Source organism: Microcystis sp. M144S2 (genome assembly GCF_020246065.1).
GTDB lineage: Bacteria > Cyanobacteriota > Cyanobacteriia > Cyanobacteriales > Microcystaceae > Microcystis > Microcystis ichthyoblabe_A.
Genome location: NZ_JADBTR010000003.1, coordinates 35,671 through 47,355, shown reverse-complemented (window position 1 = coordinate 47,355; position 11,685 = coordinate 35,671). Strand labels below are relative to the sequence as shown.

Sequence of the window (11,685 nt, the reverse complement as noted above, 5' to 3'; positions counted from 1 at the left end):
ATGTGGACCTCTGGTTTATCGGTTATCTTCCCCGTCGCGACTGGGTGACGGGCATTTGGTTAGGAAATGATAATAATTCTCCCACTTCCGGCAGTAGTCAACAGGCAGCCCGGTTATGGGGCGATTATCACCGTCAGTTAAGTAGGTAGGCGTTAAAAGTTGTCAGACACCCCCCTTATCAAGGGGGGCAGGGGGGATCGGCACCCCCCTTATCAAGGGGGGATCAAGGGGGGATCAAGGGGGGACTAAGGGGGGACTAAGGGGGGATCGAACCTAAAATCCATTTTTAATTTAATTATAACCAGCTACTTAATCACCACACAAAACTAATGCCAATGGCTCTCAAGCTCCCTTTACTAATGCTTTAAAGTAATAAGGGTGTCCTAGCCCTAGCTAACACACCCGTAGAGATTATTTCTGGTGGCTTAGTTTTACCCCAAAAATCCACAACTGCCCAACCCACCGCAGGGGAGGGACAGGCATAGATTAGGCGACAATGACAATATAGCCGTGGTCGAAGGCTGCTGGCGCACCAGTAAGGGTTGCGAGTTGAACCGGCGCAAAAGCGCCACCAATACCATCTGCGTCAAACCGTAAAGCACCATCAGTGGTATTATAGAGGAATCTTTGCAAGTTATCAGTAGCGGCAACAACTCCCGCACCCCGAAGGAATTGCGTACCAGTCAAAAGACCAAGAGTCAGTCCGCCATTGACGAAACCGCCGCCAGAGGCGGAGATTTGGATAGAATCAGGGTCAACCGCGGTGCTAAAATCGGTGATGGTGTCAGTACCCTCATTGGTAGCAGCGTAAGCAAAACGATCAATACCAGTACCACCAGTGATGGTATCGCCGATGGTACCACCAAATATGGTATCGGCTCCAGCTCCACCGTTGATGGTATCGCCTCCAGAATTGCCTTGAATAGCATCGTTTCCAGTGCCGCCTAGAATACTATCGCCGCCCTGAAGACCACCGATGTTATCGTCTCCCGCCCCACCGTCGATGGTATCGGTACTACCCCCGCCGGTGAGGGTATCATTGAAGTTACTACCTATAATGTTATGGGGAACGTTTGAATCGATTCTTGAGACGGTAGTTTGACCGGCGGGTGCTGGTGGATTGCCCAGAGATATGGTTGTGGTACCTGCGGCTTTCGTGATAGTAGCACCGTCGATTGTTAGTTGATAAGTGTCGGTAGTCCCAGCTCTAACAAAGGTAAAGCTATTTGCTGGCAGGGAAAGGGTCGTAGAATAGCCTCCACCGACCTGGGAAAGGGTTGCGCTAGAAACAGCAGGGCCGAAGTTGGTTATTCTCCAAACCGTACTGCTGCCTTGAGCGGGAGCGAAAACGCCAATGAAAGTGAGATTATCGGCGGTAAGGCCTGTTGCTGGCAGAGAAATGGGGAGAGTAGGATTGGCGTTCAGTAACTGGGCAACTGTCGCACTCCCAGCAGTGAAAGAAACACCAATGGCAGAGCCAGAGAAGTCTACAGTAATGGCCATAGTTTTTCCTTTGAATGATTTGTTTGAATCTGAAGAGTTTGACAATCTTCCTCCCGATTATTATATACCGGGAAAAAAAATGCAACTATTTTTTTGGGGGCTTGTTTCCCAGATTATTCTTGGGGACAAGCATCTGCTAGGCTAAATTTAACCATGCCGCATCGGAAGACGATGCAAAGTTCTGTCATAAGATGTTGACTATTTAAATTACTCGTTAAGACTGCATGGGAGTCCAGGAGAGGCGGAACTGGAGTTCGAGCATTTGTACTAAAGTTCCTAAGAGGCAGTTTAAATGCAGTACAGCTTACTCAGGTTTTGACTATTCGAGCGAACTTCAGTTTAAAGTAAGCTCAGACGCATTTTAACCCCCTATCCTGGGATTAGTGGAAAGAACCACAAAGACACAAAGATCGATCACTCCTAATATAAGTTAAACTTATCACACAAAGAGTAAGAGAGCCTCCGCACCGAACTGGAATTGTGTAGCCAACAAAGCGGCCGCAGTCAGTCCACTCCCGAAACCAGCGGTAGAAACTTGGATAGTATCGGCGTTGCCCCCAGTAGGGTTAAAATCGGTGATGGTGTCAAGGCCTTCGTTTAGGTTATCGTTGCCATCACCACCGATTAGGCTATCGTTATTTTTTAGGTTTGTTTCCTCAATTATTGCTAATGATTAAGTTTTTCTGAATTTTCTGTTAATTTTCGGTTGGGGGTGATATAAATCACCCCAGAAATTAAAGTTAATGTCACCGATAGCCAAAAAGCCACCTGAGCAATTAAGTTATATTCAGAAGGCAAGGGAGCAATTAAGAGAGCGATAGCGACAATTTGGCTGACTGTTTTGCTTTTTCCCCACCAATTAGCCCCTTTTATGTCGCTATTTCCCGTTAAATTGGGATTAATGCGCCAACCAGCGATCGCTAATTCGCGAGCGAGAATCAAAAATACTCCCCAAGCGGCAATTAAATCCATTTCAATCAGAGCTAAAAGAGGAGCGAGAACCAGCAATTTATCGACTAAAGGGTCGAGAAATTTACCTAATTCGGTGATTTGCTTTAATTTTCGCGCTAGATAACCATCGAGCCAATCGGTGCTGGCAGCAATCAGAAAGATAATTAAACTTAACCAGCGATCGATTTCTGTGCCTTGATGCAACCAGTATAAAATTAATGGCAGTCCCAAGAGTCGCGATAGGGTAATCGAGTTGGGTAGGTTCATTTTTCAGTGATCAGTAAACAGTAAACAGTGATCAGTGACCAGTAAATAGTGATCAGTAAACAGTAAACAGGTATAAAGATAAAGATAACTAACTAATTAACTTAAAACTTACATCTGATAACTGATAACTGATAACTGATCTTTAGCTGGCTAATTTGAGATCGAAATTACTTTGTTTATTGCCTAATTGTCTGAGCCAACGATAATTATAAGCTAAAGCACCTCGCAGGGTAGGATAAACGGCATGATTAACGCCAAATTCTTGGCAAACTTCCGCTAAAATTGGGGCAATTTTGGGGTAGTGAATATGACAAATCTGCGGGAACAGATGGTGAACGACTTGATAATTTAATCCCCCTAAATACCAATTTAAAAAGGCATTTTTAGGAGCAAAATCCACGGTAGTTCGCACTTGAAAGATTGCCCATTCGTCTTCGATTTGGTTAGCTGCCGAGGGTTGAATAAATTCGGCGGGTTCCAAAACGTGAGCTAACATAAATACATGACAGGCAAGAACTCCATAGGTCATAAAAGCAATGAGAAAACCGATCGCTATTTCTAGGGGACTATAACCAACTAGAAGAGGAATGCCAATAAACCAGAAGAGATAAACAACTTTTCCGCTCAATAAAACGAATAGATCTATCGGTTTAGGATTAGGAATTTTAATCTCGCCAAAACGATGACCAAAGAGAATAGAGCGCACATCGGAGAATGACCAATAGATAGGAATTATGGCGTAGAGAATCGGGATAAATAAATGTTGATAACGATGATACCATTTATGCTCGGCATGGGGAGTCATTCGCACCACACCATCGCCGTGAATTTCCACATCGTACCCTAAAACATTGGTGTAGGTATGATGGAGATAATTATGACGAAAACGCCAGAGATAACTGGAAGTACCGATGATATAATCATAGGTCATGCCCATGAGAGAATTAACCCATTTTTTACTAGAATAGCCGCCATGGTTGGCATCATGACCAATGCTAAAACCAATCCCTGCTAATCCTCCCCCTAAAACCATGCAACCGATAATTTTTAGCCACCAGATATCTGGACCAAAAAGCACAAATAGCCAAGCGGCAATTACCCAGGTTAAAATCGTGATCGTCTTCAGGTACATGGCAAAATTATCTCTGGTGGGGATGCCGTTTTCGGTAAAATAAGCATCAACCCGTTTATTCAATTCCTTTCTAAAACCCTGATTTTCGGTAAAAGTTACTCGCATTCCTAATTTTTGTCCTAGAAGTTGATATGACGGCTATTTGTGGCAGCTCAGAGTTAATTTATGAGTCTTTTACTGGTTTGCTAAGGCTGTCTCACTATAACTGATAGTTTCTCATCAGTCTCTCATCTATTGTCAGAGAAAGAGGTGCGCTTGGCAAGGGAATCGCTCAATTTATTTGCTACTCTTGCAGAAAATCCTCGGTTTTTACCTAATCAGATATCAGATACCTGTAGCCGGTGATAGAAATGAGCGTTAGGTACTTTTATACTACTATTAAAGCGATTGAAGGCGATCGAGTTTTCTGGTGCGAAGTGCCACAATTAAGAAAATCACTCGATGCGATCGGTCGAAGCGTGGCCAATGATGAAGCGGTGTATTTTTATCTGTGGCAATGGTTACAGAATGATCCTAATAACCAATTAGTCAAGTCCCATTGGATGGTTTTCTTACAATATCGCTCCTGTATGGTAACTCAAAGGGTCTATCAAAATGTCGGTCATCGGATCGATGCTGATTATGAAACCCTATTCTACTATTTGCTGAATTTGCTTTCCACGGCAATCACCAACAATCCTAGCAATTTTTACGGTAATTTTCAGGATAACAAGACCAAACCGGGATTTTTTCGCTTAATCTTAGAAAAATGGACAGATAAAAAATTGAGAAATACTCTCTATAATTTTCTGCGAGGAGAGTATAAAACCATTGGCAGGACTAATCTCGGTATAGTCAGTCTTTTTAGTGCGAATAAAATTCAAAAAGTTTTACGAACATCGGGTATCTTTACCGAGAATCATCTGCTAATATTTAACTGTTTTCGAGAGGTAAAAAAAGCTTCTCTTAGATCATTGGATAAGTGGCAAGGGGAGGATTGGCAACAGGTAATCGATCGCCTACAGCAGTTACAACCGCAAGTTATTCTCACCGTGGAGGAAGTGCAAGCAAAACTCAATCAAATAGGGGAGATAATGCGTAATCATATCGATCCTCCTTACTCTAGATTTGAGCCTAATAATTATGACGATAATAGCAATTACTTTTGGGAAAATCTCCCCAGCAAGAAGCCAAGTAAAGATTTACTACAACAGCAAGAAATCCAGGAAAATATTAATAAGTTATTAATCACTCTTGAGGATGAAGTTAAACAGATTGTATATTGTTACTATCATCAAAAGATGACCCAAGCACAGATCGCTAATCGATTGGGAGTTCACTCATCTACTATTAGTCGAGAAATAACCCAATTATGTAAAAAAATTTATCAGCTACTCTGTGCAAGGGAAGGCAAAGATTGTCCTAAGTTGTTAAATGAGATTAAATTAAAATCTCGGCAAAAACAAGAGATCGATGCTTATCTAGAATATTTTTGTCAGTCCTACTTAACTTAAATCTAATCTGTTAGGAGATACCATGAAAGTCAACCTCGATATTTTGCAACAAATTAACCCGAAATCCCTTTGGCTAACTTTTTCGGAAACAGAGATCAAGCAAGCTCGATCGATTCTCAGTCAATACTCTAATCAAACCGCCAAAAATCAGGCTTTGATTAATTACTTAGTGCAAATATGCTTAAGCAATTGGCTAAAAGATAATTTTGATTGTTCCCTTCAAATAATACCTAAAAACCATCAGTATCTTTGGGAGTTTATTAACGGGTTTACTTGGCAAATTCAAGACAAAAAAGTTACTACTATTCCCAGTCAAGCTATTGACATTGAGGGATTGACAATAGAGCAAGAATGGGTTGATATTCCCGATTTAGCGGCAGATTTTTATCTAGCCGTGCAGGTAGATTTAGCAGAAAAATTTATCAATATCTGGGGTTTTATATCCAGAAAAGATGTTAAAAATCTCGCAGAATACGATCCAATTTACCATCAATATTATTTGGACAGTGAGCAAATTATTGATGATTTAGATATTCTTTGGCAGAGTTGTTTAGAGGGAGAGAGTGAACAAGGAAAACTCGAATCTTTAGCAAACTTATCGCCAGCAACAGCAGAAAATTTAATTAAAAAGTTAGGTCAAGTTTCACCCTATTCTCCGAGATTAGATATTAGTTTTCAGCAATGGTTAGCTTTGTTAAATAATCAACAATGGCGAGAAAAACTTTATCAGCAGCGTTTAGAGGTAATCCCCACTAAACTTAGTCAATGGTTGCAGGGAATTATTAGCGAGAAATGGCAGGAAATCCTCAGCACTATCGACAGTTATCGTCCAATTAATCCGGGGTTTTTGTTAGCTGCTGAAAAAATCAGCAGCCGAGAATCTCCGACAGATATTCAGCGAAGAATTAGACAACTGTATGCTAGTCAAAAAGAGGTGGAATTTTGGGAACATTTAACCCCAGAGGAAGCTTTAGCAAAACTGCAACATCAAACCCAAGATGAAACTATTCGCTGGCAAGCGGCCGAATATCTCTGGAATATCGATCCCCATTATCCCAATGCTGCTATCCGTAAAATGCTCGATGTGGGTAGTCAATTAATGGGTTATAAAATTGCTTTAATGGTGGGAGTTTTATCGACCAGTGACCAGAGAATTGCTGTCTTAATTCGTGCCTATGCCATGGACAATTTTGCCAAGCTACCCCCCGGTTTATCTTTGCAAATTAGCGATGAAATAGGCCAATTAATCCCCAGTTTAGAAGCAAGAGCAAGGGAGAAACCCTTAGATAGCTATCTGCAACTTTATTTTCTAGCTGATGCCGATGATCGCTTTAATGTTAACCTAAGTTTAGGGGACAGTAGCATTACCGAACAGTTTAGGATTTAATAGAGATAGCAGCAAATGTCAAGGGTAAAGATATGAGCAGAGTTGTGATTCTGAAAATTGGTGATGGCAGTTTTGAAACGGGATTTTCCGTCACTCTAGAAATTCGTGACAATCATCTCTTGATAGCACCTTTTGCCGAGGGTAAATTAGTCCCTAACCTTGACATTGCTGACGCTTTGCAAAATTATCGTCGAGCTTATTATCATTGGGTAAAAAGTCAACCCAGTTTAGGAATTACCGTTCCTCATAGTATGATCACCCATGCAGCGGTAGGTGATCCTAGAGACAACCTGAGACAAGCTACTCAAACTTTAAAAGATAGCCTAAATGAATGGCTAAACTCTAGTTATCTGAGTTCGATACAAAATCGTATCTTGTTCCATATAGGTAATCAGTCAGAAGTAAGATTTTTTATCCAAACTACCCACTTTGATTTACAACAAATTCCCTGGGAGTGTTGGAATTTTTTACACGAATGGTGTCCCGATGTGGAAATTGCTCTTACTATCCAGAGAAATCCCCCGATAATTAACCTGACTTCTCCGATTAAGGTTTTAGTAATTTTGGGTAATATTGACATCGAAAACGAGCATAATTCCCTGTGTTTATCCAGTTTGCAAACGGCACTAGGAAACCCAGATAAGGTTTATATACAAATATTAAGTCCCAGTTCAGAAGTTCCTCTTTCAACGAAAAATATTCACAATGAGTTGATCAAAAATCAATGGGATATTGTAGTTTATTTAGGTCATAGTCAAACCAGTAGCGACGGTTACGATGGAGTTTTTATCATTGATAATGATACGGCTTTATCTCCTGCACATAACTTAAGAAATTCCCTAGGAATAGCTGTTAAAAAAGGCTTAAAACTTGTGATCTGTAATTCCTGCGATGGGTTGGGTATTGGTCGTCAGTTGGCTAATATCGGAGTACCCCATATTATTGTTATGAAAGAACCCATCGCTGTGCGGGTTGCTTTGAGATTTCTAGAAGTTTTTCTTCCCAATTTTCTTGAACATAAATCCCTACAAGAATCCTTAACAATCGCTCGACAAGAATTAAGATTACACGAATTTGAGGTGGATGCTGCTAGTTCTTCTTTGCTGCCTCGTTTGATAGAAAATCCTGAAGAACCACCGTTAATTTTACCTTTACCCCCTGAAAATAAGGGAAAAAATCATGAGCAAAGTTCGCCTTTACGTCTATCTAGTCGCTGGAAACAAGCTCTGTTATTTATTTTAAGTATTCTGGTAACTTTATCAGTTTTATATTGGGGAGGAGTATTTTCCGATGATGCTAGTAAATACCCAGAAATTAGCTTAGGTGAAGAAATATTATTAAAGACAAACCGACAAGATAACATTATTGAACGGGGAAGACAAGCTTTTAAAAACCAAGACTATAAACAAGCAATTCAACTTTTTAAACAATCCCTTGATCGCTTGCCCAATAATCCAGAGATTCGCATCTATTATAATAACGCTCGTGCGGCCTATCAAGATAGAAATCCCTTAAAAATTGCCACCAGTGTTCCTATTGGTAATAATCCAGAAATTGCTCAAGAAATTTTACGAGGTATTGCTTTATTTCAACAGGAGTTAAACGATGAACAGGCCAAAAACCCCGATTTTCACTTTCTACAGGTAGTGGTCGCTAATGATAATAATAGTGGCGTAGATGCCAAAGATCGAGCCGAAAAATTTGTTAAAGATCCGTCAATTATAGCAGTGGTTGGTCATAATGCTTCTGCTGCTAGTGAAGCGGCCAAAGATATCTATGTACAAGGGAAAATTGTTGCCCTATCTCCCACCAGCTTTTCCACGAAAATCTCTGGCAATGGCTATATATATAAAATGGTTCCGGAGATGGAAACTTTTGCCACAACCTTAAGTGAATACATCCGGGAACAAACTGACAAGCTAATTATCCAAAACCCCACTAATTTAATTTGTTATGATAATCGCTCTGGGGATAATTATAACTTCGCTAAAAAATATAAAAATATTCTCCTCGGTCAGCAGTTTCAAAAAGTCATTAAAGATGCAGATTTTGACTGCAATATCGAACCAGAAATGAATTTAGATGAACAGGAAATTTATCAAAAAATTGCTCAGTATCAAGTAAATATTCTCATGGTTGCTCCCTATGTTAATGATCTGAAAAGAGCCGTCAGTATCTTTAAGCAACGTCCCGCACAACAGTTAAACTTAGTGCTTTTAGGTTCCCCCACTTTTCAAAGTTATCTCACCCTTGCAGAAGGTAAACAAGGAGTAGAAAATTTAGTTATCACCGTGCCTTGGTATGATCTCAAAAAAGATAATTATATCCAGAGTTTTTGGCAAAATAAGATCAATGTTTGGCGCACTCCCATGGCCTACGATGCGACCAAAGTTATCCTCACCGCTTTGCAACAAGGACAAAAATTCGATCGAGAATCATTATATAAAGCTTTAAGAAACGATTTTTCTATTGAAGGAATGACTGGCACTGTTAGATTCGATGAGAATGGTGTCCGCAACATGAACAATAATCCTGATGATGACCGCTACTTGATTCTACAGGTCAAAAATGGTCAATTTGTCCCCCTCGCTCCCATTAAATCTGCCGGTCCAGTCTAAACCTTCCTATCCTTGTCAAGACTTTTTACAAAACTTAACCTTACCCACTGCATTAAAGTTGGCCATCACTCCTAATTAACAGGTAACACCTCTAGGAGACAAACGGCATGAAATTGTTAAAAAAATTAACCCCAAAGGCCTTGATTTTTTGGCTGATCGGTGATAGGGCAGGAAATTCTCTCCTGGCGATCTGGAATTGGTTGTGGGGTATTCCCATCGAATCCGGCGGCAAAATTGCCGTAGAATCGGCCAAAGAATCCCTAGAATCGATGCAAAAATCCCTAGCGGAATTGACAGAATCGGTGGCGAAAGTAGTAGCAGCCCAGCAATCAGCCCAAGCACAATACGAGGCGAAAAAACAGGAACACACAAACTACTTGCAACAGGCTGTCACCGCTCAAAAAAAAGGTCTTCAAGAAGCGGCAAGACTAGCTATGGTTAAGGTTCTCTCCCTAGAAAAAATTCTACCCGCTATGAAAGATCGGGTCGATAATGCCGAAAAAGTGGTCATTGCTGCTAAAGAAAAACTTCGTAAAGAGCAGGAAAAAATCGAGCATTATAAGTTAGAAATGAGCAACTTAAAAGCGATTAGTTCCATGAATGAGGCTTTAGGTAAAATAAACGAATTTGATAGTAGTCTCAACCTCAATACCTCCCGCGATCGCTTTGAGGATGCCAATGAAGCGATTAAAGACCGTTATCGAAAAGAAAACGCCTATAGTGAATTAAGCGAGAACTATAGCGAGAAATTAGCTCAAGAAATCGATTTCTTAAGCCTTGATGACGAAATTAACCGCCGTTTAGCCGAATTCAATCAGCAAAGTTAAGGAGTAAAGCGATGACAAAGACTGGCAAAAAAGCGAGCTTACCGCCAATTTTCTATATTTTACTGGGGTTGATCGGTTGGTTTCTTTTTCCCCAAATATTGGCAATATTTGCCCCAAAAGCCGATAATAATCCCCGCATCAGTTACGGCAATCATCTCCTGATCAAAACTAATTCTAACACCACCAAAGAATCAGCGATCGCTGCCATTGCTCAAGGTGATCACCAAGAAGCAGAGCAACTCCTGCAAAAATCCCTCGCTCAACATCCCAACGATCCCGAAAGCGTAATTTATCTCAGCAACCTGCAAACTGGCTCAAATCCCTTCAAAATCGCCGTTGTTGTGCCGGCGAAAAATCCCAACGTCGCTCAGGAAATATTGCGAGGAGTCGCCAGCGCACAAACCCAGATCAATCAACAGGGAGGGATCAACGGCAGAAAACTGATGGTTATCGTGGTTAATGACGATAATCAGCCACAGATATCGAAAGAGGTAGCTGGTGAATTAGTCAAAAATCCCGATATTATCGCTGTTATCGGTCATAATGCCTCCGATGCCAGTTTAGCCGCCGCTCCCATCTACGAAAAAGGCGGTTTGGTGATGATTTCTCCCACCTCCCTGGCTAATAATCTCTCCGGTGCGGGAAATTATATCTTTCGTCTCGTGGCTTCTAACGGCAAAATTACGGAAACCTTAGCAAATTACATAGTAAATACTGCTAAAGTCCAGAAAATTGCTTTTTGCTACGATTCTCAAGCTCCTGATAATATTTCCTTTAAAGATGAGTTGATGGCTAATGTGGCGAAAAAAGGCGGTCAAATTGTGCCGATTGTCTGCGATCTGAGTGTCCCCAATTTTAAGGCCGATCAAGCCCTTAATCAGGCGATTTCTGGGGGTGCTAACGGCCTATTTGTCGTCGCTCATGTTGATCGTCTCGATCCCGTTTTTGAGGTTATTCGCTCCAATCGTCAGCGTTTGCCTCTGTTTAGTAGTCCCACCCTCTACAATATTCGCACCCTCGAAGATGGCGGCAAAAACGCCCAAGGTTTAACCCTTGCCGCACCCTGGCACCCCTCGGTTAACCAGACTTTTGCCAATCTTATGCAGGAACAGTGGCGCGGTCCAGTTAGTTGGCGCACAGCCACCAGTTTTGACGCTACACGGGTGATTATTGCCGGTTTAAGGGAAAATACCCATCGTCAAGGCCTACAATCCCTGCTGCGCTCCGGCAATTTTCATCAAACAGGGGCCACCGGAAAAATTAGCTTTGATCCCAATACTGGCGATCGCATTGGTCAACCGGTCTTAATTCAAGTGCAATCAACTCCCTCCGGTGAGCAGTTTGTCCCTTTACCTTGAAAAGTCCCCAGTCCACCAAAGTCGGGAGAGCTGCCAACTCTCCCCCCAAAAAATGAGCAAAAATTACAATTATTTCAATGTTCAACCCTGAGAAAGAAATGAATGGCTAATATGTTAAAATATGCCTAGATATTTGTAACCTTTTTCCT

Annotated in this window: 8 protein-coding genes; 5 read left to right on the top strand and 3 right to left on the bottom strand. The window is 41.3% G+C overall.

The features are described from left to right. Window positions 1-486: 486 nt before the first annotated feature. From IM462_RS00295 to IM462_RS00285, 3 genes are all read right to left on the bottom strand, one after another. Complete coding sequence (locus tag IM462_RS00295) at window positions 487-1,503, bottom strand: calcium-binding protein (protein WP_287702741.1); 1,017 nt, start codon at window positions 1,501-1,503, stop codon at window positions 487-489. Window positions 1,504-2,169: 666 nt separating this feature from the next. Beyond that, window positions 2,170-2,721, bottom strand: a complete 552-nt coding sequence (gene pgsA / locus IM462_RS00290; RefSeq protein ID WP_287702737.1) for a CDP-diacylglycerol--glycerol-3-phosphate 3-phosphatidyltransferase — start codon at window positions 2,719-2,721, stop codon at window positions 2,170-2,172. Window positions 2,722-2,863: 142 nt separating this feature from the next. Beyond that, on the bottom strand, window positions 2,864-3,958 hold the full coding sequence (locus IM462_RS00285; protein ID WP_287702735.1) for a fatty acid desaturase family protein: 1,095 nt from the start codon (window positions 3,956-3,958) through the stop codon (window positions 2,864-2,866). Window positions 3,959-4,203: 245 nt separating this feature from the next. Between IM462_RS00285 and IM462_RS00280 the strand changes: the two genes are divergently transcribed. The 5 genes from IM462_RS00280 (at window position 4,204) to IM462_RS00260 (ending at window position 11,536) form a co-directional block, all read left to right on the top strand. Then, a complete protein-coding gene (locus IM462_RS00280) occupies window positions 4,204-5,346 on the top strand; it encodes a sigma factor-like helix-turn-helix DNA-binding protein (protein ID WP_287702733.1) in 1,143 nt (380 codons plus the stop codon). 22 nt (window positions 5,347-5,368) lie between these two features. Further along, window positions 5,369-6,733 (top strand): DUF1822 family protein, encoded by a 1,365-nt coding sequence (locus IM462_RS00275; protein WP_287702731.1) that lies wholly within the window; start codon window positions 5,369-5,371, stop codon window positions 6,731-6,733. A 32-nt stretch (window positions 6,734-6,765) separates the two neighbouring features. Then, entirely contained in the window at window positions 6,766-9,351 is a 2,586-nt protein-coding gene (locus tag IM462_RS00270) for an ABC transporter substrate-binding protein (protein ID WP_287702729.1), read from the top strand. A 107-nt stretch (window positions 9,352-9,458) separates the two neighbouring features. Continuing rightward, window positions 9,459-10,178 (top strand): PspA/IM30 family protein, encoded by a 720-nt coding sequence (locus IM462_RS00265; protein WP_287702727.1) that lies wholly within the window; start codon window positions 9,459-9,461, stop codon window positions 10,176-10,178. An 11-nt stretch (window positions 10,179-10,189) separates the two neighbouring features. Next, window positions 10,190-11,536 carry an ABC transporter substrate-binding protein gene (locus IM462_RS00260; protein ID WP_287702725.1) on the top strand — a complete coding sequence of 449 codons (1,347 nt, stop codon included), beginning with the start codon at window positions 10,190-10,192 and terminating at the stop codon, window positions 11,534-11,536. The last annotated feature ends 149 nt before the right edge of the window (window positions 11,537-11,685 follow it).

What these genes read in the sequence shown, in the direction of transcription:
- IM462_RS00285 (WP_287702735.1), bottom strand. Translation starts at nt 3,958, where the DNA reads ATGCGAGTAACTTTTACCGAAAATCAGGGTTTTAGAAAGGAATTGAAT.
- IM462_RS00295 (WP_287702741.1), bottom strand. Translation starts at nt 1,503, where the DNA reads ATGGCCATTACTGTAGACTTCTCTGGCTCTGCCATTGGTGTTTCTTTC.
- IM462_RS00270 (WP_287702729.1), top strand. Translation starts at nt 6,766, where the DNA reads ATGAGCAGAGTTGTGATTCTGAAAATTGGTGATGGCAGTTTTGAAACG.
- IM462_RS00265 (WP_287702727.1), top strand. Translation starts at nt 9,459, where the DNA reads ATGAAATTGTTAAAAAAATTAACCCCAAAGGCCTTGATTTTTTGGCTG.
- IM462_RS00260 (WP_287702725.1), top strand. Translation starts at nt 10,190, where the DNA reads ATGACAAAGACTGGCAAAAAAGCGAGCTTACCGCCAATTTTCTATATT.
- pgsA (WP_287702737.1), bottom strand. Translation starts at nt 2,721, where the DNA reads ATGAACCTACCCAACTCGATTACCCTATCGCGACTCTTGGGACTGCCA.
- IM462_RS00280 (WP_287702733.1), top strand. Translation starts at nt 4,204, where the DNA reads ATGAGCGTTAGGTACTTTTATACTACTATTAAAGCGATTGAAGGCGAT.
- IM462_RS00275 (WP_287702731.1), top strand. Translation starts at nt 5,369, where the DNA reads ATGAAAGTCAACCTCGATATTTTGCAACAAATTAACCCGAAATCCCTT.